The sequence below is a fragment of the Hamadaea flava genome, from assembly GCF_024172085.1.
Lineage (GTDB): Bacteria > Actinomycetota > Actinomycetes > Mycobacteriales > Micromonosporaceae > Hamadaea > Hamadaea flava.
In genome coordinates this window covers 488,024-512,838 of the sequence record NZ_JAMZDZ010000001.1, presented here as the reverse complement: position 1 = coordinate 512,838, position 24,815 = coordinate 488,024, and the positions used below count along the sequence as shown (strand labels likewise).

Here is a 24,815-nt window from a genome sequence, read left to right as displayed (position 1 = left end):
AGCGCTCAGAAGCCCTTCTTCACCGAGGACAGGTACGCCTGACCCCGCAGCCGCCGCTTGCACTCCGGGCAGGTTCCGGCCCACTCGTCGAAGCTCAACCCGAGGTCGCGCATGGTGCCGCGCAGGTTCTCCAGGTACGCCGCCGTGTCGATCTCCCGCCCGCACCGCACGCAGTGCGCGACCTTCCCCTGGGCGGTGTACTTGAACAGCTGCATGCCGACGGCGGCCGGCCGCTGGATGATGTGGAAGAACTTGCCGAACGGCAGATAGATCAGGGTCAGCACGACTGAGGCCATGTGCAGGACGGCCAGGAACTCGTAGCCGCCGCCGTGCAGGAACACGCTGGAGAAGGTCAGCAGCAGCCCGGTCACCGAGATCGTGATCAGCGCCAGCAGCGGCAGGAGGTCGTAGCCGAACCGCTGGCCGGTCGTGGCCTCCCGGTCGCGCATGCGGCGTACCAGGAAGTAGCCGGCGCCCGCTAGGACGAGGACGGCCGCGATGTCCAGGCCGTGGAACATGATCCAGCCGAACACCGACAAGGCGTCGAACTTCAGGATCCCGAATCCCCAGAGGTTCATGGTGTACTGCGGCCCGCTGCCGCTGCCGCTGTTCGCGGTGAATGTGAACCAGCCCCAGGTCAGTGGGAAGGTGATGAGCGCGGCGAGGATGCAGCCCCAGAACAGCAGCTGATGAGCCACCCAGCGAGGCTTCGAGCGCGCCCCGAGGAACTTCTGGAAGCCGAGATAGGTGGCCGCCATCCGAGGCAGCGCGGTCGGCGTACGCCGGAAGTTGTCCCAGCTGAACAGCGCGCCGAAGCCCTTCCGGAACAGCCGCTGCGCCCCCGGTCGGGAGATCCACACGAGATAGCGGTAGGTCGCGCCGAACACCAGGAACACGGTCGCGACGGCGTACGGGGCGAGCGCGGAGTCGAAGGTGCGCAGTCCCCGGCTGCCCAGGACGATGGCGAGGGCCAGCACGACGGATGCGATCGTCGCACCGATCACGGGCCGCCAGGGATGCCGCAGCATGGCGCAAAGCGTACCAAGACGATCAAAAGGGACGCCGCATTTCGCGAGATCCGCGCTGAACCATCCGCTGAACTATCCTCGGTGGACCGGCTCCCCTGGAGGTCCTGTGGCCGCGTGGCTCCTGTTCGCCATCGTGCTCCTGATCGTCGTCACCGTCGTCGGCGCGTTCGCCGCCGCCGTCATCGCCGTCGTCGTCTCAGCACAACGGAAGAACCGGGCGGCCCCGCCCGGCCAGCCGCCGCGCCCACCGCTGCCGTAGCCTTGTGGATCATGGAAGCTGAACCGTCGCCGGCGGCGCTGACCTGGGTCGCTGCCGCGACCGGCGCCCCCGTACGCCACGCGCGTCGGTTGGCCGGCGGGACGCACGCCGCCACACACCTGCTGCGATTCGACGGTTCGATCGACGATCTGGTGCTGCGCCGATTCCGGCCCGGCGATCCGGCCGTCGTCCGGGAATCGACCGTGCTCGCCGCCCTGGACGGGCTCGGCGGCTGGGCGCCCCGGCTCGTCGCAGCCGACCCCGCTGGCGCCGTATTCGGCGAGCCCGCCGTGCTCACCACCCGCATTCCGGGCGACACCGACATCGCGACTCCGCATCCCGAGCCGCTGGGCCGGGCACTGGCCCGGTTGCACGGCGTACCGGTCGGCGGGCTGGCCGGGTTCCGCGACGGGATGGCGGTCACCGCCGCGGGCGGCGCGTCCCGGGCGATGCCCGCGGCACGGGCGCGCCTGGCCGAGCAGGAACGCGTACTGACCCACTTCGACTACTGGACCGGCAACGTCCTCTGGGCGGGCGACGTCCTCACCGGCATCATCGACTGGTCCGGAGCCAGCCTCGCCCCCCGGGGATTCGACATCAGCTGGTGCCGCCTCGACCTCGTCCTGCTCCACGGCCCCGCGTACGCCGAGGTGTTCCTGGACGCGTACCAGGAGGCGGCCGGGGTCACCGTGCCGGAGCTGCGGCAATGGGACCTGTTCGCACTGGCCAACGCCGATCGCGACGTCGAAACCTGGATCGACAACTATCACGATCTCGGCCGGACCGACCTCAGCGCGGCCGATCTGCGCAGCCGCCACACCGCCTGGACGGAGCGACGGCGCGGCGACGACTGACTACGGTGGTCGGGTGGCCGCGTTCACCGTCTTGTTCTGCGCCGACCCGCTCAGCCCCCACCGGGTCGACCCGTACTTCGCCGACCAGGCAACCCTCGTCCGCGAGCTCGGCGGGGCGACCGCCCTGGTCGACCACGACGCCGTCCTGGCCGGAAACTCCGTCACCGCCGTACGCCGAGTGCCGGTCGACGCCGGTCCCGTCTGGTATCGCGGCTGGATGATCCCCGCCGACCGGTACGCCGAACTCGCGGCGGTGCTCGCCGGCCGCGGCACGCCGCTGCGCGTACCGCCGGACGACTACCGGGCGGCGCACGAACTGCCCGGCTGGTACGCCACCTTCGCCGCCGTCACCCCGGAGAGCGTCTGGATGCCCCGCCAGCCGCTCGACCCGCCGTCACCCGGCGAAATCGCCGACCTCATCGGCTCCCTCGGCAGCGGTCCCGCGATCGTGAAGGATTACGTCAAGTCCCGCAAACACGAGTGGGCCGAAGCCTGCTACCTGCCCGACCTCGCCGACCTCGACCACGCGACCCGGGTCATCACCCGCCTGATCGAGCTGCAGGACGACACGCTCCAAGGCGGCATAGTGGTACGCCGCTTCGAGGACTACGGCCGCGCCGCTGGGCGTACCGCCGAGGCCAGAGCCTGGTGGGTCGACGCCGAACCGGTCCTCGTCAGTGCCCACCCCGACACCCCGGACCTGGCCCCGCATCCCGACCTGCGCGCGGTCGCGCCGCTGGTCGCAGCCCTCGGCGGGCGTTTCGTGACCACGGACCTGGCGCTGCGCGCGGACGGCGAGTGGCGCGTGGTCGAGGTCGGCGACGGCCAGGTGAGTGACCTGCCGCCGACCGCCGACGCGGCGCTACTGTTCAGCGCGCTCGCCCGATGACCTCCTCCTCAGTCAACGGCGACCGTGGATGGTGGCTCAGGCAACACGGCGTGGCCATCGCGCCGGTACAGTCGCAAGCGCTGGATGTCCACTGTAGATAGATTTGTGGCACATTTTCGTGACCTTGATCCCTGGAAGGTGTCGTACCTTCGTTCTAACGTTGATCCCATGGGCGGGCTGTTGGCGCAGGTCGAGGCGGATGTCGCCGAGCTGGTCGCTGGTCCCCTGTGGACACTTTCGGACGCCGAGATCACCGACGGAGTCCGCCGGGTTCACGCCGTGATCCAGCAGCTGTCCGGCCGGCTGCTGACGTTGATCGGTACCGCCGACAGTCGCGAGATCCCGTACACCGCGGGTGCGACCGGCACCGCGAACTGGCTGACCTATCTGCTGGCCATGCGGCATCGCGACGCAGTCGGGTGGACCAAGCTGGCCAAGCTGCTACCTGAGACGCCCGTCGTGGAGCAGGCGCTCGCCGCCGGACAGGTCGCTGTCGAGCAAGCGCGGGTGATCGCCAAGACGGTGCATGATCTGCCGTCGGCGGTGGGCGATGCGGGCAAGGCGAAAGCCGCTGACGTGTTGACGAAGCTGGCTGTCGACGACCTGCTACGCCCGGAGACGCTGGAGAACCACCGCTCGCAGATCCTGGAGCTGGTCGCGCCGGAGATCGCCGAAGAGCGCCTCCGCAAAGACTTGGAGCGGGCCGAGCGGTCGGCCTACGACCGGCGTGACTTCACCCTCATCCCGCACGGCGAAGGCGAATACCGGGTCCGCGGCGTCCTGGACGCTGAAATGGCGGCGATCGTGCGGACCGCGTTGGATCCGCTGTCCGCGCCACGCAAGCCCACACCGACCGCGACCGCTGCGGCTGGGCACGCTGGCGCTCCAGACGCCGCAGGCGGCTCCCACGCGTCAGGCGGCACGGATGTCGACGCAGGCAGGTTCACCATGGCAGGCGGCGCGGGCACGGGCTGCGTGGGTGTGGACGCAACGGGCGGCTTCACCGTGGCGGGCTGCACGGACGCGGGCTGCACGGACGCGTGTGCGGATGCGAGCGGCGCGGGCGCGGGACGTGGTGCGGATGCAGCCGACGTCGGTCGCGGTGCGGCCCGGGTGCTGCCAGGTGAACCGGATCTGCGCTCGGCCGGCGCCCGCAGGGCTGACGCCCTCGTGGAGGTGTGCCAGCGGATCATGAACGCCGGTGAGCTGCCCGACAACGGCGGCGAGAAACCACACCTGACGATCACCCTGCCCTGGGACGCCCTCCAAGCCAAGGTCGGCGCAGGGCTGCTCGACACCGGTGACCTGCTCACTCCGGAAACCGTGCGCCGGCTGGCGTGCGACGCGAAGATCATCCCAGCCGTCCTCGGCGGCGACGGCCAAGTCCTCGACGTCGGCCGCGCCCGACGCCTCATCGACGGACCACTCCGCCGCGCACTCGTGTTGCGGGACAAGGGATGCGCGTTCCCCGGCTGCGACCGGCCACCCCAGTGGTGCCACGGCCACCACATCCGATCATGGGCAGACGGCGGCGACACCTGCCTCACCAACAGCGTCCTACTCTGCGGGTTCCACCACCGCGAAATCCACCACGGGCACTGGGAAGTCCGCATCAGACCAGACGGCTTCCCCGAATTCCTCCCTCCCGCCTTCGTCGACCCACGGCGAGGAGCAGTCCGCAACACCCTCCATCGGAGATGCTGAGCCGTTGCGTGGCTCGATACTCTCGCGGCGCCGCATGGGTCACGACGACACGGACGGCACCGACGGATGCGCTTGTCATGCGCCATGGTGTGCGATTCCAGCCGATTCGCAAGATCATGCGCCGATGGTGTGCGCCCAGGGGCCGTCTCGCGCAGACCACGGAAGCATGATCACGGAATCGGACGCGCAAGCCGGCCCGGAGGTCCTCTCGATCGATGTGCTAGAGGTCGAAGCGGCCGCGACGCCAGTACCAGTGCCGGCCGGCCATCAGATGGTCGGCGACGGCGCGCTCAAGCACGGTACGCCGGGGCAGCTGGTCGAGCGGCGTGGTGAGGCTGCGGAACACGAAGCGCCGCACCTCGACGTCGGCGTCCAGTCCTTCCGGCTCCTCGTACGGCTCCAGCTCGAAGCGCTGTTGGAAGCGGACGATGTTCGAGTCCGCGGGCAGGTACTCCTGGAGCTGCGGGTCGAGCAGCCAGGAGCCGCAGGAGAAGGCTGTGTACCGCTCGTCGGGGAAGTGGCGCGGGAAGAACTCGCGGGCCTCGTCGAGCGACGCGGTGATGGCCTCGGGGTTCAGCGGTCCCGCCTCGGGGATGTGCAGGCCGATGGCGTCTTCGCCGCGCTGGTGTTGCAGCCGGCCCAGTTCGTAGAGGCCGCCGCGTGCGTGCAGGGTCAGCCACGCCTGCATCACCGGCCAGCCCTCGCGGTTCATCCGGCGGTCGACGGCTAGGTTGCGGCCGAGGTCGGCGAGGGTCGCCCAGGAGACGGCCTCGGCGATGCCGTGGTCGCGGTGGTACGCGAGCACGACGTCGACCAGGGCCAGGTAGGCGTACACGTAGAGGTGTCGCCAGGCGGGACCCCGGTCGCGGGGCAGCTCGGGTCCGGGCGGCAGCCAGTCGTAGCCGCCCAGGTCGGCTCGGACGAGGGCGATGGAACGGTCGAGCAGCCAGCGCAGCTCGGGGGTCCACAGTGGGGAGTCGGGATCGGGCCAGCCCGCCATGATCTCGGCGACGTCGTCCGGCTGGACCGCGAGCCGGGCGAGGATCGCCGGTGCGTCGGCCTTGGCGGGCAACGGAGCCGAGGGCAGGTCACCGGCGAGCCGGTGAACGCGGTCGACGTCGTCGAGGGGTACGCCGAGCCGGGTGGCGATGTCGTCCAGATCCACGACCAAACCCTACCGGCCCCTCGCACTCCTTCGCCGCCCCCGGCATTGGGCGGTTGATCATTGCGCCGGCCATGCCGTATCACCGGACAAATCGCCGCCCGAAGCAGCATGGCTGACGCAATGGTCACGGCCAGACCGAAGCGGCATGGCTGACGCGATGATCACGGTTAGCGCGTCTCGACGGCGAGGCGTACGCCGAGCGCCACGAGGATGGCGCCGAGCGTCCGTTCGAGGCGACGCCGGATGGTCGCCCGCGCCAGCCAATCGCGTACGCGCACAGCCAGCAGCACGATGAGGGCGCAGTAGGCGCTGTCGAGGGTCACCTGCACGACGGCGAGCGCGAGAGTGGTGCCGAAGACGGCGCCGTCGGCCGGCAGGAACTGGGGGAAGAAGGAGAAGGCGAACACCGCCGCCTTGGGGTTGGCGGCGATCGAGACGAGGGAGGCCCGGAACGCGGCCGTCGGCGTACGCCCGCTGGGCGGGGCCAGGTCGGCGAGCACCGCCGTCTCGGGGCGACCGGCGCTGCGCCAGGCCGAGACACCGAGCCAGACCAGGACGCCCGCGCCGACGATATGCAGCGCGTCGAACAGCATCCGGTTGGCCTGCAGCAGGGCGGTCAAGCCGCTGCCGGCCGCCAGCGCCCAGGCGAAGATGCCGATCTCGTTCCCGGCGACGGCGGCGAGCCCGGCGGCCCGGCTGTCGCGAACCGAGCGGTGCAGGAACAGCGCGGTCGCCGGGCCGGGCAGGACCGCGAGCACCAGGCAGGCCAGGAGGAACTGTGGCAGGACATCGAGCACGTGCGACAAGACCGGTCCCATGGCTCAGAAGTGAACACCGCCCGGAACGTAATTGGGAAGCGGGTATCCCGTCGGGGTGCTTACGGTGAGGGCATGGAGTTGATCGAACCGGCCGCCGACCGGCACCGCGCCTGGCTGGAGTTCCGCGACGAGTGGGCCGGTGAACAGCTGCACGGCACCGGGGTGTCGGCGGACTACGACGTGTCCACGCCTGACGGGTTCGCGGCCTGGGTCGCGTACCTGCGGCGGCAGTCGGACATGTCCGTGCCGGTCGCGGAGGGGCGGGTCCACGCGGATTACTGGTGGATCGCCGAGGGCGACGAGATCCTGGGCGCGATCACCCTCCGGCATCGGCTCAACGACTTCCTGGCCGAGGCCGGCGGCCACATCGGCTACGGCGTACGCCCGTCGGCCCGCCGCCGTGGGCTCGCCGGCTGGGCGCTCGGCCAGGTGTTGCAGCGGGCCAAGGAACGTGGGCTCGATCGGGTGCTGATCACCTGCGAGGACGGCAACATCGGCTCGGCGCGCACGATCGAGCGCAACGGCGGCGTCCTGGAAGACGTGCGCGACACCGTGCTCGGACGCACCCGGCGCTACTGGATCACGCTCTAGCGAAGGCCGCTGGAGTCACGGACGACCAGCCGCGGGCTGACGCGTACGCGATGGACGGGCCGGTCCGGGCCGGTCTGCATGCGCTGGGCTAGCAGCTGGACGGCGGTCGCGCCGATGGTGAACTTGGCCGGCCGGACGGCGCTGAGCGCGGGGTTGGCCAAGCCGGCCACCTCGTCGTCGTACGCCACCACGGCTAGGTCGCCGGGTACCCGGATGCCGCGTTCCTCGCACCGGGCGACCAGCGAGATCGCCTCCCGGTCGGAGTGCACGAGCAGGGCGGTCGTCCCGGTGGCCACGCAGGCGTCGAGCGCCCGGTCGACCTCCTCGCTCCACTGTGGGTGGCGGTGGTCGGGGGAGATGACGTCGGGCGTCCCGGCCAGCTCCAGCGCCAGTTCGGTCACCGTCTCCCGCCAGCCGAGCCGCACCTTCGGCGTGTGCGGGCTCGTGGCCGAGGCGAAGAAGCCGATGCGCCGGTGGCCCTCGGACGCGAGATACCGCACCGCGAGGCTGGCCCCGAACGCGTGATCGGTGCTGACCGACTCGACGTGTTCGTGGTAGGGACCGACCGTCGCGGTGCGTTCGACCAGAACGACCGGAATGCCCAGCCCGGCCAGCCACGCGATCAGTTCGGCGGCCTCGGCGCCGACCGTCGGCGGGGCGATGAGCAGTCCTTGGACGCCGATCGACTCCAGCAGCCAGGTGACCTGGCGGCGGACGTCGGCGACGTCGTCATAGGACGAGCCGCGCAGCACGATGCGTACGCCCGCGTCCGGGGCGGCGTCGCGTGCGCCTTGCACGATGGCGGGCCAGTAGTAGTCCAGCGAGGGCACGACCATGCCGACCGAGGCCAGCTCCGACTCGTCCGATATGGACGCCGCGTCGTCGTCGCTCGACGGGCCGGTGGACGAGGTCGGGGACACGGGGGACGCGGCGGGGGAGAGGGCCGGGCCGGCCTGGCGCGGCAGGCGAATGCCGCCGTGCACGCGTTCGATCGCGCCCTCGCCGGCCAGCTGAGCGATGTCGCGACGCACGGTCACCGCGGTGACGCCGAGCGAGCGGGCGATGTCGCTGACCCGCAGAGTCCCGCGTACCCGTAGGTCGGCGAGCAGCCGCTCGCGTCGTTCCGCGGGCAGCAGCGGGGGCTCGGACACGGTCACTGCTGCGCCTCCAGGGTCGACGGGTCCGCGATGGGGGAGAGCGCGGTCGGGAGCTCGATTGTGCGCCTCGGTGTCGACGGCACGGGAACCCCCTCGGTGATCAGGTGGTGATCAGGTTTCGGTCAGAACCGATCAGATTCGATCACAAAAGTGCGGCCAGTTCCGAGTCATATCGTGTTACAGACTGGTAACGAACCCTTGTGGTGCAGTTCTCCATGCGATTGACTCCCTGTCACCCGATCGAACGAACAAAAACGAACACAAACGAACCCCCACTCTCAGGGGACCACCGGAAGGCCCGATCGCATGCACCGTCCGCAGGCACTGCTCGTGATGCGGCCCGACAGTTTCCGGCTCCAGTTCGGCCCGGCGGAGATGCGGCGGCTGAGGTCGCTTGCCGACCTCGGCGATCCGATCTGGTCGGACGACCTCGACGCGCCGCACACCCGCGCCCGCCTGGCCGAGACGGAGGTGCTGCTCACCTCGTGGGGCTGCCCCACGCTCACCGCCGACCGCCTGGACTCCGCGCCGAAACTACGCGCGGTCCTGCACTGCGCCGGCAGCGTCCGCAGCCTGGTCTCCGACGAGGTGTGGAATCGGGGAATCCTGGTGACCAGCGGGGCGGAGGCCAATGCCACCCCGGTCGCCGAGTTCACCCTGGCCGCCATCATCTTCGCGGGGAAGAAGGCGCATCTGCTCGCCGCCGAGGCGCGGGCGAACCGCGCGGACTGGTACAGCGTCGCCGCCCGTGAGGACCTGTCCAACTTCGGGCGCACGATCGGCGTACTGGGGTTCTCCCGGATCGGCCGCCGTGTCGTCGAGCGCCTGCAGACCCTCGACACCGCCGAAGTCCTGGTCACCGACCCCTACGCCGACGCCGCCTCGGTGGCGGCCGCCGGCGGCCGGCTGGTCGACCTCGACGAGCTGCTGACGCGGTCGGAGATCCTGTCGCTGCATCTGCCGGAGCTGCCGCAGACCCGCAACGCGATCGGCGTACGGGAACTCGCGCTGCTGCCCGACGGGGCCACGGTCATCAACACCGCCCGCGGCGGGGTCATCGACCACGTGGCGCTGGAGCGCGAATGCGCGACCGGCCGCCTCAACGCCGTTCTCGACGTCACCGAGCCTGAGCCGCTGCCCGAGGATTCACTGCTCTACCAGCTGCCCAACGTGATGATCACCCCGCATATCGCCGGTTCGCTCGGCTCCGAGACGCGCCGGATGAGCGCTCAGGCACTCTCCGAATTGGAACGATTCATCGCCGGTGTGCCGCCGATCGACGCCGTCACCAGCGAGGTGCTGGAGGTGAGCGCGTGACGATCTCGCCCATCACCGGCTGGACGCGCGACGACTGGACCACGCTGGCCGATCGCATGCTGCTGGCGGCCCGCCGCCACGCCTCGCCCAGCCACGCGCGCATCACGCCGCCGGGCGCGCCCGGCGGCTACGGCACCGATGTGGACGGCCTGGAGGGCTTCGCCCGGACCCTGCTGCTCGCGGGCTTCCGGATCGCGGGGGAGCGTGGCGAGGACCCGCTCCAGCTCCTCGACTGGTACGCACAAGGCATCGCCACGGGCACGGATCCCACGTCCCCCGAGCGTTGGGTCCGGCCGAGCGAACACGGTCAGGCCAAAGTCGAGGCAGCGTCGATCGCATTGATCCTCGACGTGACGCGGCCGTGGCTGTGGGACGCCCTCGACGCGGGTGTGCAGGAACGGGTCGTGGCCTATCTCGCCGAGGTCGTCGGCGACCAGGACTACCCCCGGTCGAACTGGGTGTGGTTCCGGATCGTCGTCGAGCAGTTCCTCGCCTCCGTCGGCGGCCCGTGGTCGCTGGACGACATGGAAGCCGACCTGGCCACGCACGAGTCCTTCGCCCGCGCGGGCGGCTGGTACTGCGACGGCGTATCGCGCAACTACGACCACTACGCCGGGTGGGCGCTGCACCTGTATCCGATCCTCTGGAGCCGGATGACCGGTGCGGAACAGCTCGCCGCTCCGCGGCTGCCGGCGTACGCCGAACGGCTGGACCGCTTCCTCCTCGACGCGGTGCGCCTCGTCGGCGCCGACGGCTCGCCGCTGATCCAGGGCCGCAGCCTGACCTACCGCTTCGCCGCCGCCGCTCCGTTCTGGGTCGGCGCGCTGGCCGGGTCGCCCACACTCGCACCCGGGCTGATCAGGCGGGCCGCGTCCGGGATCGTCAAGCACTTCGCCGACCACGGCGCACCCGACGACGACGGGCTGCTCACCCTGGGCTGGCACCACCCCTGGCGGCCCATCGCCCAGCGCTACTCCGGGCCGGGATCGCCCTACTGGGCGGCCAAGGGCATGCTCGGGCTCGCCCTGCCGGCCGACCATCCGGTGTGGACCGACGTGGAGCAGCCGCTGCCCGTTGAACAGGCCGACCAGCTCACCGTCGCCGCCGCGCCCGGCTGGGCGGTGGTGGGTACGCACGCCGACGGCATCGTCCGCGTCCACAACCACGGCACCGACCACGCCCGCCCCGGCGACCGGACCGGCGACTCGCCCCTGTACGCGCGGATGGCGTACTCGACGGCGACGGCTCCGCTGCTGGACGAGGCGGGCTGGGACGCGCCGCTGGACAACTCGGTCGTGCTGCTCGACGCGGACGGCCGGGCGACCCACCGCACCGGGTTCGAGACGCTCACGGCCGGCGAGGTCGACGGGGCGGCCGTGCTGGCCTCCCGCGCTCGCGCGCACTGGATCGACCCCGACCGCAGCGTGCCCGACCACGGCTCCGGCCGCCCCGGAACCGTCCTCGACGCCGCCCTGATCACGACCGTGTCGATCGTCCGGGGCGCGTGGGAGGTCCGCTGCGTACGGGTCGACCCCGACGGCGCGCCCGGCTGGGACCGCGCCGTGGCGCTGCGTGTCGGCGGCTGGCCGGTCACCGGTGACCAGCACACCTCCGTCGCGGTGGACCTCGGCGGATTCGAAGACTCCGGCACCCATCAAGCCCGGGACGCCACTCCGCTCGGCGGGCTCACCAGCACACCGTGGCTCTCGGCGTACCAGATGGGCGGCTGGAAGCCGGATGGCTGGAGGTTCGTGGGCCTGGCGCTGAACGGCGGAGCCCAACCTCCGCGGATCGAAACATCCGGGTCATCCGTCACGGTGACCTGGCCCGACCTGACCAGAACGACCGCCCCCCTTGATTTCCCGCTCCCTAGGAAGGACCCCTCGTGAACAGAAGAAAGTTGCTGGCGTTCGGCGCGGCCGTGGCCGCCGCCGCGCCGCTCGCGGCCTGCGGCTCGGACGACGACGGCGCGGAGAGCGGCCCCGTCGAGCTGACCATCAGCGTGTGGAACATGGACTCCACGCCGGAGTTCAAGGCGCTGTTCGACGCCTTCCAGAAGGCGAACACGGACATCACCATCAAGCCCGTCGACATCCTGGCCGACGACTACCCGACCAAGGTGACCACGATGCTCGCCGGTGGCGACAGCACCGACGTCATCACGATGAAGAACGTCATCGACTACGCCCGGTACGCCGGCCGGGGTCAGCTGAAGGACGTCACGTCGCTGGCGAAGTCGGAGAACGGCGCGAAGCTGAACGGGCTCGACGCGTTCAAGCAGGAGGGCGACAAGTACTACGCGCTGCCCTACCGCCAGGACTTCTGGGTGCTGTACTACAACAAGAAGCTGTTCGACGCGGCGGGCAAGCCCTACCCGACCAATCTGACCTGGGACCAGTACGCCGACCTGGCCAAGGCGCTGACCGGCGGCGCGGGCCAGAACAAGGTGTACGGCACTTACCACCACACCTGGCGTTCGGTCGTGCAGGCCATCTCGGCCGCGCAGACCGGCGGCAACCTGCTCGGGCCGGACTACAAGTTCTTTGGTGACCAGTACAAGAACGCGCTGGGCATCCAGGAGGCGGGCGCCACCCTCGACTACGGCACGGCCAAGACGCAGAAGACCGGCTACGCGTCGATGTTCGAGACCAAGAAGACCGCCATGCTGCCGATGGGCACCTGGTACATCGCCAAGATCATGGCGGAGAAGAAGAAGGGCTCGACCGACGCCGACTGGGCGATCGCGCCGCTGCCCCAGGCGGCCGGTGCGTCCGGCGTGACCACCTTCGGCTCGCCGACGGCGTTCGCGGTGAACAAGAACGCCAAGCACGCCGCCGCGGCGCAGAAGTTCGTCGAGTTCGCCGCCGGTCCCGAGGGCGCCAAGGCGATCGCCGCCATCGGCGTCGTCCCGGCCCTGCTCACCGACGAGATCCGGACGTCGTACTTCGGTCTCGAGGGCATGCCCACCGACGACACCTCGAAGAAGGCGTTCGCGCCCGACAAGATCGTGCTGGAGATGCCGGTCAGCGACAAGACCTCGAAGATCGACACGATCCTCAACGAGGAGCACGGGCTGATCATGACGAAGGAGAAGTCGGTCGACGCGGGCATCGCCGAGATCGAGAAGCGCGTCAAGAACGAGGCCAGCTGACCTCTTTCACCCTCCCCGGACGGCTATCGCCCGTTGCCTCGCACGGGCGGGAGCCGTCCGGGGAGCACTGAGGACCGACGAAGGCAGAGACTATGGCAGACCTGCTCACCGCGACGCCGGCAACCGCCGTGCCGTCGCCGCCGCGGCGCACCCGGCGCCGGTGGCGGAACACGCTCATCGGCTGGAGCTTCATCCTGCCGAACTTCCTCGGCTTCGCGGTGCTCACGCTCATCCCGGTGATCGCCGCGCTGGTGCTGTCCTTCATGGACTGGGACTCCTACAACGCGCCCGAGTGGGTGGGGCTGAAGAACTTCCAGCGCCTGCTCGACGACGAGTCGACCAAGATCGCGCTGAGGAACACGGCGTACTACGCGCTCGGGCACGTGCCACTGACCGTGCTCGCGGCGCTCGGCCTGGCGCTGCTGCTCAACCGCAAGATCGCCGGGGTCGGCTTCTTCCGGGCCGCCGCCTTCTTCCCGTACATCACCTCGATGGTCGCGGTCGCCATCGTGTGGAACATGCTGTTCAACCCCGAGGTCGGGCCGGTCAACCAGTTCCTGCACTTCATCGGGATCGACGACGCGCCGGGCTGGACGACCAGCACCACCTGGGCGATGCCCGCCGTGATCCTTACGAGCGTGTGGCGCGACATGGGCTACTACATGATCCTGTTCCTCGCCGGTCTCCAGGCGATCCCGACCGAGCACTACGAGGCCGCCAAGATGGACGGCGCCAACAACTGGCAGCGGTTCCGCAACGTGACCCTGCCCGGTCTGCGGCCGGTCACCTTCCTGGTGCTCATCCTGCTGACGGTGCAGAGCTTCAAGGTGTTCGACCTGATCGTCGTGATGACCGACGGTGGACCCGGCCGGGCCACCCTCGTGCTGTCCCAGCAGATCTACCGGCAGGGCATCGTCGAAGGCGAGTTCGGGTACGCCTCGGCGATCTCGCTCGTGTTGTTCGCGCTCGTGTTGGTGCTCACCCTGACGCAGTTCTGGTTCAACAACCGCCGGGAGCGCTCATGAAGTCTCCATTCCGCCTCGCCGGGCGCGTACTGCTCTACGTCGTGCTGATCGTCGCCGCGGTCGCGATCCTCGTGCCGTTCTGCTGGATGATCAGCGCCTCGCTCAAGCGCAACAACGAGGTCCTGAGCATCCCGGTGCAGTGGATCCCGAAGGACTTCCGATGGAAGAACTTCAGCGACATCTGGACGCAGATCCCGATGGGCACCTACCTGCGCAACACCGTCTTCCTCAGCGCGGTCATCACCTTCCTGCAGGTGCTGACGGGCAGCTTCGCGGCGTACGGGTTCGCCAAGTTGCGCTTCCCCGGCCGCGACGCGCTGTTCTTCGCGTACGTCGCGACCATCGCCGTGCCGTGGCAGGCGTACATGATCCCGCAGTACATCATGATGCAGAAGGCCGGCCTGACGAACACGTTCTGGTCGCTGATCCTGCTTCAGGCGTTCGGCGCGTTCGGCGTCTTCCTGATGCGGCAGTACTACCTGACGATCCCCGAGGAGCTGTCCGAGGCGGCCCGGGTCGACGGCCTGTCCGAGTACGGGATCTGGGCGCGGATCATCCTGCCACTGTCCAAGCCCGCGCTCGCGAGCCTCGGCCTGCTCACGTTCGTCAACACCTGGAACGACTACATGGGTCCGTTCATCTACCTGACCAGCAACGACCTCTGGACCATCCAGCTCGGTCTGCGCTCGTTCGTCGGCCAGTTCGACGCCGACTACGCGATGATGATGACCGGCTCCGTGCTGTCCGTGCTGCCGATCCTGCTCATCTTCCTCGTCGGCCAGCGGTACTTCATCCAGGGCATCGCCACCTCCGGAATGAAGGGGTGACGGCATGAGACTGCTCGCACGCCTGCCCTACGACACGATCTTCGCCACGGCGTACGCGTTCCTCAAGACCAACCTCGCGCTCGTCGCGGCCGCACTGCCCTTGCTGGCCGCCTTCGCGTTCAGCGGGGAGCCGCTGGCCGCCTGGCCGTTCTTCGTCGCGCTGTCGGCGGTGCTCGGCCCGGCGGTGGCGGCCGCGTTCGGCTCCTTCACGGGCGGCTCGTTCTGGCAGTCCTACCGGAAGCGGTTCGGCCGGTCGCTCGCGGTCGGTGCGGCGGCGGCGTTCGCCGTCATCGTGCTGGCCACCGACTTCCGCCTCGCCCTCGGTACGCCGTTCGGCGCGGCCACCCCGATGCTGGCCCTGCTCGTCGTGCTGGTCGTCGTCACCGCCACCGCCCTGCTGGCGCTGGACACCCGGCTGACCTGGCGGCTCGTCGTCGCGGCGGCCTACCTGTCGGTCCGCAAGTGGTACCTCAGCCTGGCGAACCTGGCCGTGCTCGGCGTACTGGCCGGCGCAGTCGTCACCAAGCCAGCCATCGGGCTGTTCCTGCTCGCCGGGCCGGCGCTGTACGTCGTCTGGGCCAACACCCGCCACATCGTCGCAGCCCTGCACTCCTGACCGCCCACCCCAGCCCTGCCTGTATCGGCAGATCAGGGATATGCCTGCGATCTTGGGCCTCGGAAGCATGCATCTCCCTGATCTGCCTGGCGAAGCGCGGCGTGGGTCGCGCACGACCTCACCCATCTGGGGCAGATCGCGGAGGTGCTGGCCAGGCGGCATCGGCTCGACGTCGGGCCGTATCGCGCGTATCTGCCCGCGTTAGAGCGGGTCGCCGAAGCGGAGTAGTCCGCCTCATTCATATACCGCACAAGTTGTAGAGCTATTTCCACTTCCTGTGCGACGTATCGGGCGTGCCGATCTTCCTACGATGGCCTCAGCTGGGGGGCTCACCGTCACACAAGACATCCCACACTGTGCGTTCCCCAGCTTTCGGACCTGGGGAGGTGGCGGTGGGGAATTATCTGAGCGGGCAGCTGCTGGGCGCACGGCTCGAAGATCTGGTGCGCGCGGCCAATGCCGAGATGCCGGTGGTGCAGGCGGCGTTCTATCGCGTGCAGGGCAAGGTCCAGTACGCGGCGGACAACGTCGCGGCGGCCTTCACCCGGCCCGCGGACTTCGAGGGTGGCGGCGGTGACAAGCACGCGGAGGTCATCTCGCAGTTGGGCGACATCATCGCCGGCTGCGTGAAGGAGGCTGGGCACAACGTCGAACTGACCGCGGAGGCGCTGCGGCTGGCTGCGCAGGAGTACGCACGCACCGACCAGGCGGCCGGGACCGAGCTGCGGAAGCTGATGAGCAACGACTACACGCAGGACAAGTCCGGCAACAAGGTCTCGATCCCCGACATCAAGCTGGCGCTGTGAGGCTGACATGAGCGACGACATCCGGGGCAAGGCGAGCAAGATCCTGCAGAAGTGCAACGAGTGGGCGCAGAAGATCCAGGCGAACGGGACGGTGCTGGACGCCGAGCAACGGGCGGAGATGGCGACCTGGAGCCAGATCCCGCAGCTGTTCGAGCCCTTCGCGCAGCTCCCCGATCCCAACGGGTCGGTGAAGACGATCATCGACGACCTCAAGGGCGCGCTGACCGAGCTGTCCGACGGACAGTTGCTGCCGCCGACCAAGGCCAACAAGGAGGGCGAGACCATCTCGCCGGTCGGCGATCTGAAGCACATGGACGTCAGCACGCTGGTCGACGGCTGGACCGGCAGCGCGGCGCAGAACTTCACGACCAACTTCATCAAGCCGTTCCCGGCGAACGTGCAGAGCCAGTTCATCGCCGTCTACGTGATGCGCGGCGCCGTCCAGGCATATCAGAGCGTCTGGAAGACCGCGCGGGACGACGTCAACAAGATCGCCGACAAGACGCTCAAGGCGCTGGAGCACGACTGCAGTTGGGGCGGCGGCGCGTCGATGGCGCTCACCGTCATCGGGTCGGTCGCCTCGGTCGGCACGGCGTTCGCGGGCGGGCCGGTCGTGGCCGGCGTCCTCGCGCTGGAACTGGTGGCGGGAGCGGCCCAGGTCGGGGCGCAGGCCGCCGGCCAGGCGAAGGAAGAGGTCGACGTCTCCGGCTCGGATCCGCTGACCATCGTGCCGAAGCTCAAGCAGGCCCTCAAGAAGCTGACCGAGCACATCAAGGAAGAGCAGAACAAGGTGCACACGGTCATCGCGAAGGATCTGAGCGCGCTGCAGGGCGGCCGGTCGAAGCTGATCCCGATGCGCCCCGAACTCGCCGGAGCCACCAAGGGCAACGTGCACGACTTGATGGGCAACGCCAACTAGCCCGGGGAGGTGCTGACGATGATGGTGAGCGAGCAACTCGACCAGATGGTGATCACGGCGGCCACGCCGGACGGCGCCATGACGGCCGAACTGTACGACCGGGACCAGGTTCGGCTGCGGTTCCCGGGCGGCTACCGGTGGCTCGACGAGAGCCGCCTGCCCGGCCAGCTCGAAGCATTGGCGCGGGTGTTGTGGGCCCGGCGCATGCGGGAGTACTACGAGATTCTCAGCGAGGACGAGGACGAGCGGAGGACCGCCGAGCCCGAGCCGGTCACCGAGGGTCAGTGGGAGTTCGTCGAGCGGCGGGCGCAGATCGTCGCCCGCGGCGAGTCTTCCGACGGCCGGATCGCCATCTCGGTCCGGGGCATGCAGGAGTGGACGGTCCGCGTCCAGCCCGGCACGCTGCGGGAATACTCCGAGGAGGAGTTCGCCGGGACGATCCGGTCGGTCGTGACCCGGCTGCTCGACGATCAGTTCCGGCAGATCACCGAGCTGAAAATCGACCTGGGCGACCGGCTTGACTGACAATCGGCGGGCCGCCGGGTGAAGATGTGGGCGTGGAGCACACACCCGCTCGCCGTACGCTCGGCGGCCTCATCGTCCTCGTCGTGCTGGCCGGCCTGGCCTTCCTGAGCGTGTGGACGGTCCGGCCGCCCGCGCCGCTGGCCGCCGACGCGCCCGGTGACGAGTTCAGCGCGGGCCGGGCGTACGCGCACGTGCAGACGCTGGGCGAGTCCGTCCACGTCGCCGGGTCGAAGAACGCCGCCGCCGCCCGGGACTACATCGTCGGGACGCTGAAGGATTACGGGCTCGATCCGCAGATCCAGGACGCGGTCGGGGCGGACGACGCGCTCGGCGAGGGCTACACGATGGCCCGCGTACGCAACGTCGTCGCGGTGCTGAAGGGCACCGCCTCGACCGGACGCGTGTTCCTCGTCGCGCACTACGACTCGGTGCAGGTGTCCTACGGTGGCAACGACGACGGGGCCGGGGTCGCCACGCTCCTGGAGACCGCCCGCATCCTGACCAGCCGCGAGCGGCCGCGTAACGACGTCGTGTTCCTGTTCACCGACGCCGAAGAGGCGTGCCTGTGCGGTGCGGAGGCCTTCGTCAGCCAGCACGACCTCGCCAAGGACGGCGGGGTCGTGCTCAACTACGAGGCGCGCGGCTCGTCGGGCCCGGCCATCATGTTCGAGACGACCCGCGACAACGCCGACGTCGTGGGGGTCTACGGCGACGTGGCGCCGTACCCGGTCGCGACCAGTTTCGCCGTCGAGGTCTACCGGATCCTGCCCAACGACACCGACTTCTCGCCGTTCCGCGACGCGGGCCGGTTCACCGGGCTGAACACGGCGTACATCGACGGCTCGGCGGTCTACCACACGCCCGAGGACCGTCCGGAGTACATGGACCAGGCGAGCCTCCAGCATCACGGGGCCAACGCGCTCGCGGTCGCGAAGGCGTTCGCGGCCCGCGATCTGGCCACGCTCGAGCAGCCGTCGGCGGGCGACTCCACCTACTTCCCGGTCCTCGGCTACCTCGTCCGCTACCCGGGCTGGCTGGTCTGGCCGGTCGCGATCCTCGCATCGCTCGCCGTGGTCGCGCTGAGCGTCGTGGTGCGGCACCGCGCCGGGTTCGGGCGGCAGGCCGCCGCGTTCGGGCTCGGCCTCGTGCCGCTCGCGCTCGCGCCCGTCCTCGCCCAGGTCTACTGGCTGATCCTGGTCGCGATCCGGCCCGGCTACCGGCAGATGATCGACCCCTGGCGGCCGGAGTGGTTCCGGGCCGCCGTGGTCGCGCTGGTCGCGACCCTGCTCCTCTTCTGGTACGCCTGGTGGGGCAGGCGTCTTGGGCGATGGGCGTTGGCCGTCGCCGGGTTCGGCTGGCTCGCCGTCCTCGGCGTCGTCCTCGCAGCGTTCGCACCTGGCGGCTCCTATCTCGCTGCGTTGCCGGCCCTGTTCGGGGCTTTGGCGGGAATCGTCGCCTCCGTTGTGCGTATCCCCTGGGCGAAGCCCGCGGCGGTGACCATCGGTGGCGCGGTGGCGGTGGTGATCCTCGCGCCCACCGTGATGCTGTTCTTCCCGGCGCTGGGCCTGGCGACCGGTGCCGCGGCCGCCCTCTTCGCGACGATGTTGGGACTCGCGCTGTGGGTGGTGTTCCCTCGGCGGGCGATGTGGCCGGCGGTCGGCGCGGCGGTGCTGATGCTGGTGTTCACCGGCGTGGGTCTGGCGGTCGACCGGTTCGACGCCAAGCATCCCGCGCCCGAGCAGCTCATGTACGCCCTGGACACGGACACCGGGCAGGCCCGCTGGGTCAGCGCCGACGACAAGCCGGGAGCCTGGGCCGCCCAGTACGCGTCCGGCACCGAGAACGTCGAGGCGAAGTTCCCGCTGTTGCACGGCGACGTCGCCAGCGGACCGGCGCAGGCGGCGGATCTGCCCGCGCCGAGCCTGACCGCCACGTCCTCCACGGTGGAGGGCCCGCGCCGGACGATGACGCTGCTGATCAAGCCGAACCGGGACGTCCGGCTGGTCTACGTCAAGGTGCCCGGAGTGAAGGTGACCAGTGCGACCGTCGCCGGACGAGCCGTGCCGTCCGACGCCCTCACGGGCGACTTCGGGGTGCTGTTCCACGCGCCGCCCGCCGACGGGCTCACCGTGACCCTGACCGTCGAGCAGACCGGGCCGGTGAGCGTACGCGTCATGGACGGCAGCGACGGGCTGGCCGGGCTGCCCGGCTTCACCCCGCGCCCGCCGGACGTCGGCGTCGAGGGTTCGCACACGTCGGAGCTGGTGCTGGTGGCCAAGACGTACACCGTCTAGGGGATCATCTTGCGTCGATGATCGCGGCGGCGGATCGTGGGAAGATGGCCGCCACCGACACCTTCCAGCGCCCGGCGGACGCCGCCGGCCGCACGGATCCGGCCGCCCTCTACGTCCGGTCCTACCTGAATATCCGCACCGTCGTGGGAATCATCGGACTCGCCCTGCCGATCGCGTTCATCGTGGGCGAGGCGGCGTACCTGCGGGGGAGCGTCCACGTGCGCGGCTCGATCAGCGCGTACTACCACTCGTCGATGCGCGACCTCTTCGTGGCCGGGCTGAGCGTGGTCGGCTTCCTACTGCTCACCTACATGTCCGCGCAGCCGCGGACCTGGGACTACTGGCTGAGCACGGTGGCCGGAGTGGCCGTCGTCGGCGTGGTGTTCTTCCCCACCCGCCGGGTCGGCATCGAGCCGGGAGCGCCGCTGTGCGGCGTCCAGCCCGAACCGGCCGGGTGTGCCCCGATGCAGCAGGCCCTCGGCGAGAACACGGTGGCGGTCGTCCACTTCACCTGTGCCGCGATCTTCATCGGCAGCCTCGCGGCGATCGCGTTCATCTTCGCGTACCGCGAGAAGAAGTACGAGAACGATCGGCGGATGGCACTGGTGCAGAAGATCTGCGGCTGGGCGATCATCGTCGCCGTGGCGTGGGTCGCCGTCGGCGGGCTGCTCCGGCTGTCCCTGGGCGAGCTGACGCCGCTCTACGTCGGCGAGGTGGTCGCCGTCTGGGCGTTCGGCACGTCCTGGCTGCTCAAAGGCCGGGATCTGACGGCGGTGCTGTTCCCACCCAAGCCTGCCCCGGAACCGGCGAGCACCGAGGAGCCGGAGCCGCGCGTCGTCTGACCCGGGGTTGCGGCCGACACGGGCGGGAAACATAGCCGACTTACGCTGGGCTCATGATCGGCTCTCCACGCGTTCCCCTGCTCGTCGCGGCGGCACAGCCCACCTGCGTGGCGCACGACGTAGCCGCGAATGCGCTCGCGCATGCCGGCCTCGTCCGGGCGGCCGCCGCCCGGGTGGTCGTGTTCCCGGAGATGTCGCTGACCGGGTACGAGTTCGATGCCGTCCCGGTCGCCCCCGACGATTCACGGCTCGCCCCGATCGTCGCCGCCTGCGCGGAGGCGGGCGCTATCGCGCTGATCGGCGCGCCCGTCGCCGCGTCCGCCGCGACGGCTGTCTCGCCCCATGCGGCCGCGTCCGGGCCGGGTGGATCGGCTTGGCCGGCGGGGGCAGCTGCGAAGCACATCGGCGTGCTGGCGATCGACGGCGACGGGGCGCGGGTGGCGTACCGGAAGATGTTCCTGGGCGGGGCCGAGCCCGAGCACTTCGTCCCCGGCGACGCGCCGGCCGTGCTGGAGGTCGACGGCTGGCGGCTCGGGTTGGCCGTCTGCAAGGACACCGGAGTCGCCGAGCACGCCGCCCGTACCTGCGACCTCGGGATCGACGCGTACGTTGCCGGGGCGCTGGACGGGTCGCACGAGATCTCGGTGCAGGACGAGCGCGCTCGGCGTACCGCCACGACCTATGGCGTCTGGGTGGTGACGGCCAGCTTCGCCGGGTCGACCGGCGCCGGTTACGACGATGCGGCCGGGCGCTCCCGGATCTGGGACCCGGCCGGGTCGGTCGTCGCCGAGGCTGGACCGGAGACCGGGGCGTACGCCCGCGCGACCTTGGGTGTGTCGAGCTGAGTCCATAATGTCCAGAAGATACCGTTAGCAGGTGACTCGTAAGCTGACGGTCGCCGCGCTCGCGGCCTGCCTCGCCGTTGCGGCTACCTGGCTGGCCCTGCCTGGTTGGGCCGCAGAGCCCGTGCCGTCGGCGTACGGCATCACCGTGACGACGGGCGGCGTGAATCAGCCGCCGACACCGACCGCACAGGGCAACGAGTCCAGCTCGATCGACAGTTTGTCGATCCCCGGCGCGGGCACCGCCACGTCGTTGCACGCGGTGGCACAGGACGACATGGTTAGCAACACCAGCCAGGCGACCGCGAGCGTCGCCTCGGTCGACCTGACCCTGAGCGACTACGTGACGATCGACGGCGCGGCCCTGTACGCCAACTGTTTCTACGACGGCGTCAACGCCACGCCCACGGTGTCGATCTCCAGCCTGACGGTCATCATCAACGGCGTGAGCCTGCTGATCGTGCCGAACCCGCGGCCGAACACGACCATCCCGCTGATGGACGGCACGACGCGGATCGGCACGCTCGTGCTCAACGAGCAGCTCCCGTTCGCCGGGGGCCTCACGCTCAACGCCGCGCACTTCACGTTCACGGCGACGCCGCCCGGTCCCGGCGAGGTGATCATCTCCTCCGCGACCTGCGGCCCGCCTGTCGCGCCGACCCCGACGCCGACCACGCCGGCCCCGACTGTCACGCCGACGGTGACTCCTACGGTCACTCCGACTGTCACGGCATCGCCGACCGAATCGCCGACGGCGAGCCCGACCGTCACGGTGACGCCGACCTCGCCGACGCCGAGTCCGACTCACACGCCTACCCCGACGCCGGGACCGCCGACGCCGACCACACCGGGTCCGCCCAGCCCGTCGACGAGCCCGCCGCTGCCGGTGACCGGGCTGCCGCTGGGCGGCTGGGTGGCGGCCGGGACCGGGATGCTGATCGCCGGGGCGGTCCTCGTCCTGCGTACCCGGCGGGCCTGAGGTCACGGCCGAGGCCGGACTTCGCCGAGGCCAGGGACGTTGCTGAGCCGGCGTTCAACGATGGGTGAAACGCTTGCGACAGTCGCGCCGTTCTATATACGACGGAGCGGCGTACGGAGAGCAGGTGACGCTGATGTCTGAGCACACCCCCGACACGGGGTGCGGCGACCCCGACCACGACCGGCGTGACCGCGAACGCCGGGAGGCCGCCGAGCGAGCCCAGCGTCAGCTGATCCCGACGCCGATCGAATGGCTGGTCTTCATCGACGCCATCAAGGAACGCCGCGCCGACGAATGACGAGGACGGCGTAACTGTCGGCGGCCGCGCCTAGGCTTCGAGGCATGGCCAAGCTTCTGTACTCCGCGACGATGTCGCTGGACGGGTTCATCGCGGGCCCCGGCGGTGACATGTCCTGGCTGACCGAGTTCATCGGCCCGAACCCGGCGGCCGACGCGCTCGTCGGCGAGGTCGGCTCGATCCTCGTGGGGCGGCGCTCGTTCGGCGGCGACGACCCGCATCGCGGTACCGAGGGTGAGGGCAAGGCGTTCGGCGGCGGGTGGGCGGGCCCGCAGTTCGTGCTGACCCACAATCCGCCCGCCGAACCGGTCCCCGGGGTCGCCTTCGTCAACGACTTCGAGGAGGCGGTCGAGGCCGCCCGGACGGCAGCGGGGGAGAAGGTCGTCAACATCATCGGCGCCGATGTCGCGCGGCAGTGCATCGAGGCGGGCTGGCTCGACGAGGTCGCCGTCTTCATCGCACCCGTGCTGCTCGGCGACGGCGTACGGCTGTTCGACCATCCGGGTGGGGCGACCGTCAAGCTGCGGCGGATCGACGAGGGTTCCGCTCCGCTCGCCAACTACGTGCGGTTCAGCGTGCTGCGCTGAAGCTCTTCCGGGCGAGACTCACGAACCGGCGTACCGCCGGTGGCGGCGCGGTCCGCCAGATCAACGCCAGCACGGCCGGATCATCCACATCAGACACCTCCCGGGCGACGAGCGGGTAGGCCGCCGCCATCGAGGCGCTGAGCACGCCGACGCCCAGCCCGCGCCCCGCCAGGTCGGCGATCGCGTCGCCCGCGCCCGCCTCCACCACGATCGTCGGAGTGAGGCCCCGGGCCGCGCACGCGCCCTCCAGCACCGCCCGCAGGCCGGTGCCCCGGGGCATGCACACCAACGGGTACGCGCACAGCGCCCGCAGCGTCAACGTCCGGCGTTCCGCTATGGGATGGCCCGCCGGGACGACGGCGACGAGGGGCTCACTGACCAGCGTCAGAGACTCCACTCCGGATGGTGGTGCGCCGGCCGCGCCGATCAGGGCGGCGTCGAGTTCGCCGAGGCGTACGCCGTCGGCCATGCGGTCGGAGGCGTCCTCGGTGAGCGACAGCTCCACTCCCGGGTACGCCTGATGGAAGGCGGCCAGCGCCTCGAACAGCGGCGTCACCGTGCAGCCGACCACCATCCCGAGCCGCAGCCGTCCCCGTAGCACGTCGCTGACCTCGCCGACGGCTTGCTCGACCGCGCCCGCCGCGGCCAAGGCCGCCCGCGCGTGTTCCAGCGCCGCCTTCCCGGCGACCGTCAACGTCGCCGTACGCCCGGAGCGGTCGAACAGCTCCGTGCCGAGTTCCTTCTCCAGCTGCCGGATCTGGGCGCTGATCCCGGACTGGCTGATGTGCACGCGGTCGGCGGCCCGGGTGAAGTTCTGCTCCTCGGCGACCGCCACGAAGTACTCCAGCTGCCGCAGTTCCATAAGCGCTGATTCTAGCTCCCAGAAGAACTAGCTGTTGGACTTCTAGATCAGTACGCGTGACGCTGGAGGTGAAGGGAAGGAGAGCGCGATGACGCAGTACGAGAAGGCGCAGACGCCGGAGGACATCACCCGGCTGTTCGTGGAACGGTCCAACGCGGGGGACGCGGCCGGTGTCGCCGCCCTGTACGAGCCGGACGCCGTGCTGGCGTACCCGCCGGGCGGTCAGACCGTGGGCCGGGCCGCGATTCAGGCGCTGTGGGAGAAGGTGCTCGCGAGCGGGGCGCGGTTCGAGCCGGAGACGCCGCTGCCGACGCTGATCCACGGCGACCTGGCGTTGACCGCGACGCCGCCGAAGGACGCGGCCGGAGCGCGGGCCCAGGTCGCCCGCCGTCAGCCGGACGGCAGCTGGCTGCGGGTGCTGGACCGGCCGGAGTTCACCCCGGTCCAGCGCTGACCCGTA

At 70.2% G+C, this 24,815-nt stretch carries 26 protein-coding genes; 21 read left to right on the top strand and 5 right to left on the bottom strand.

Features of this window, described 5'->3' with window-relative positions:
• Positions 1–5: 5 nt before the first annotated feature.
• A complete protein-coding gene (locus HDA40_RS02605; RefSeq protein ID WP_253751073.1) occupies positions 6–1,028 on the bottom strand; it encodes a hypothetical protein in 1,023 nt (340 codons plus the stop codon).
• Positions 1,029–1,134: 106 nt separating this feature from the next.
• On the opposite strand from HDA40_RS02605, the gene HDA40_RS02600 reads away from it, so the two are divergent.
• From HDA40_RS02600 to HDA40_RS02585, 4 genes are all read left to right on the top strand, one after another.
• Positions 1,135–1,287 (top strand): hypothetical protein, encoded by a 153-nt coding sequence (locus tag HDA40_RS02600; protein ID WP_253751070.1) that lies wholly within the window; start codon positions 1,135–1,137, stop codon positions 1,285–1,287.
• 11 nt (positions 1,288–1,298) lie between these two features.
• Positions 1,299–2,141 carry a phosphotransferase family protein gene (locus HDA40_RS02595; RefSeq protein ID WP_253751067.1) on the top strand — a complete coding sequence of 281 codons (843 nt, stop codon included), beginning with the start codon at positions 1,299–1,301 and terminating at the stop codon, positions 2,139–2,141.
• A gap of 13 nt (positions 2,142–2,154) precedes the next feature.
• A complete protein-coding gene (locus tag HDA40_RS02590; protein ID WP_253751064.1) occupies positions 2,155–3,030 on the top strand; it encodes an ATP-grasp domain-containing protein in 876 nt (291 codons plus the stop codon).
• Between the two features lie 168 nt (positions 3,031–3,198).
• On the top strand, positions 3,199–4,734 hold the full coding sequence (locus tag HDA40_RS02585) for an HNH endonuclease signature motif containing protein (RefSeq protein WP_253751061.1): 1,536 nt from the start codon (positions 3,199–3,201) through the stop codon (positions 4,732–4,734).
• A 220-nt stretch (positions 4,735–4,954) separates the two neighbouring features.
• On the opposite strand, the gene HDA40_RS02580 is transcribed toward HDA40_RS02585, so the two are convergent.
• Positions 4,955–5,899, bottom strand: a complete 945-nt coding sequence (locus tag HDA40_RS02580) for an acyltransferase domain-containing protein (protein ID WP_253751058.1) — start codon at positions 5,897–5,899, stop codon at positions 4,955–4,957.
• A 167-nt stretch (positions 5,900–6,066) separates the two neighbouring features.
• On the bottom strand, positions 6,067–6,717 hold the full coding sequence (locus HDA40_RS02575) for a LysE family translocator (RefSeq protein ID WP_253751055.1): 651 nt from the start codon (positions 6,715–6,717) through the stop codon (positions 6,067–6,069).
• Between the two features lie 72 nt (positions 6,718–6,789).
• Here HDA40_RS02575 and HDA40_RS02570 point away from each other — a divergent pair, with 72 nt between their 5' ends.
• Positions 6,790–7,308, top strand: coding sequence for a GNAT family N-acetyltransferase (locus HDA40_RS02570; protein WP_253751052.1), 519 nt, complete (start codon positions 6,790–6,792; stop codon positions 7,306–7,308).
• Here the strand turns inward: HDA40_RS02570 and HDA40_RS02565 are convergent.
• Complete coding sequence (locus HDA40_RS02565; protein WP_253751049.1) at positions 7,305–8,459, bottom strand: substrate-binding domain-containing protein; 1,155 nt, start codon at positions 8,457–8,459, stop codon at positions 7,305–7,307. The genes HDA40_RS02570 and HDA40_RS02565 overlap by 4 nt on opposite strands.
• A 312-nt stretch (positions 8,460–8,771) precedes the next feature.
• Here HDA40_RS02565 and HDA40_RS02560 point away from each other — a divergent pair, with 312 nt between their 5' ends.
• The 15 genes from HDA40_RS02560 to HDA40_RS02490 all read left to right on the top strand — a co-directional run bounded on the left by HDA40_RS02560 (position 8,772) and on the right by HDA40_RS02490 (position 23,493).
• Positions 8,772–9,782: a hydroxyacid dehydrogenase gene (locus HDA40_RS02560; protein WP_253751046.1), complete on the top strand. Its 1,011-nt coding sequence runs from the start codon at positions 8,772–8,774 to the stop codon at positions 9,780–9,782.
• On the top strand, positions 9,779–11,671 hold the full coding sequence (locus HDA40_RS02555) for a DUF2264 domain-containing protein (protein ID WP_253751043.1): 1,893 nt from the start codon (positions 9,779–9,781) through the stop codon (positions 11,669–11,671). Before HDA40_RS02560 ends, HDA40_RS02555 begins: the two co-directional genes overlap by 4 nt.
• Complete coding sequence (locus HDA40_RS02550; RefSeq protein ID WP_253751040.1) at positions 11,668–12,933, top strand: ABC transporter substrate-binding protein; 1,266 nt, start codon at positions 11,668–11,670, stop codon at positions 12,931–12,933. The genes HDA40_RS02555 and HDA40_RS02550 overlap by 4 nt, the downstream gene beginning before the upstream one ends.
• A 92-nt stretch (positions 12,934–13,025) precedes the next feature.
• A complete protein-coding gene (locus HDA40_RS02545) occupies positions 13,026–13,958 on the top strand; it encodes a carbohydrate ABC transporter permease (protein ID WP_253751037.1) in 933 nt (310 codons plus the stop codon).
• Complete coding sequence (locus HDA40_RS02540; protein WP_253751034.1) at positions 13,955–14,785, top strand: carbohydrate ABC transporter permease; 831 nt, start codon at positions 13,955–13,957, stop codon at positions 14,783–14,785. The genes HDA40_RS02545 and HDA40_RS02540 overlap by 4 nt, the downstream gene beginning before the upstream one ends.
• A gap of 4 nt (positions 14,786–14,789) precedes the next feature.
• Positions 14,790–15,401: a hypothetical protein gene (locus HDA40_RS02535; RefSeq protein WP_253751032.1), complete on the top strand. Its 612-nt coding sequence runs from the start codon at positions 14,790–14,792 to the stop codon at positions 15,399–15,401.
• Between the two features lie 392 nt (positions 15,402–15,793).
• A complete protein-coding gene (locus HDA40_RS02530) occupies positions 15,794–16,207 on the top strand; it encodes a hypothetical protein (protein ID WP_253751029.1) in 414 nt (137 codons plus the stop codon).
• 7 nt (positions 16,208–16,214) lie between these two features.
• The gene (locus HDA40_RS02525) at positions 16,215–17,126 is read left to right on the top strand and encodes a hypothetical protein (RefSeq protein WP_253751026.1); all 912 of its coding nucleotides are present in this window, start codon (positions 16,215–16,217) and stop codon (positions 17,124–17,126) included.
• Between the two features lie 18 nt (positions 17,127–17,144).
• Positions 17,145–17,651, top strand: coding sequence for a hypothetical protein (locus tag HDA40_RS02520; protein ID WP_253751023.1), 507 nt, complete (start codon positions 17,145–17,147; stop codon positions 17,649–17,651).
• A 32-nt stretch (positions 17,652–17,683) separates the two neighbouring features.
• A complete protein-coding gene (locus tag HDA40_RS02515; protein WP_253751021.1) occupies positions 17,684–19,945 on the top strand; it encodes a M28 family peptidase in 2,262 nt (753 codons plus the stop codon).
• A 44-nt stretch (positions 19,946–19,989) separates the two neighbouring features.
• A complete protein-coding gene (locus HDA40_RS02510; protein ID WP_253751016.1) occupies positions 19,990–20,787 on the top strand; it encodes a hypothetical protein in 798 nt (265 codons plus the stop codon).
• 53 nt (positions 20,788–20,840) lie between these two features.
• Positions 20,841–21,632: a carbon-nitrogen hydrolase family protein gene (locus HDA40_RS02505; RefSeq protein ID WP_253751013.1), complete on the top strand. Its 792-nt coding sequence runs from the start codon at positions 20,841–20,843 to the stop codon at positions 21,630–21,632.
• 31 nt (positions 21,633–21,663) lie between these two features.
• Complete coding sequence (locus HDA40_RS02500) at positions 21,664–22,608, top strand: hypothetical protein (RefSeq protein WP_253751010.1); 945 nt, start codon at positions 21,664–21,666, stop codon at positions 22,606–22,608.
• A 133-nt stretch (positions 22,609–22,741) separates the two neighbouring features.
• The gene (locus HDA40_RS02495) at positions 22,742–22,906 is read left to right on the top strand and encodes a hypothetical protein (RefSeq protein WP_253751007.1); all 165 of its coding nucleotides are present in this window, start codon (positions 22,742–22,744) and stop codon (positions 22,904–22,906) included.
• A gap of 44 nt (positions 22,907–22,950) precedes the next feature.
• Positions 22,951–23,493, top strand: coding sequence for a dihydrofolate reductase family protein (locus HDA40_RS02490; protein WP_253751004.1), 543 nt, complete (start codon positions 22,951–22,953; stop codon positions 23,491–23,493).
• On the opposite strand, the gene HDA40_RS02485 is transcribed toward HDA40_RS02490, so the two are convergent.
• Positions 23,477–24,355 (bottom strand): LysR family transcriptional regulator, encoded by an 879-nt coding sequence (locus tag HDA40_RS02485; protein WP_253751001.1) that lies wholly within the window; start codon positions 24,353–24,355, stop codon positions 23,477–23,479. The two genes, HDA40_RS02490 and HDA40_RS02485, sit on opposite strands and share 17 nt — an antisense overlap.
• Before the next feature lie 88 nt (positions 24,356–24,443).
• On the opposite strand from HDA40_RS02485, the gene HDA40_RS02480 reads away from it, so the two are divergent.
• Complete coding sequence (locus HDA40_RS02480; protein ID WP_253750998.1) at positions 24,444–24,809, top strand: YybH family protein; 366 nt, start codon at positions 24,444–24,446, stop codon at positions 24,807–24,809.
• The last annotated feature ends 6 nt before the right edge of the window (positions 24,810–24,815 follow it).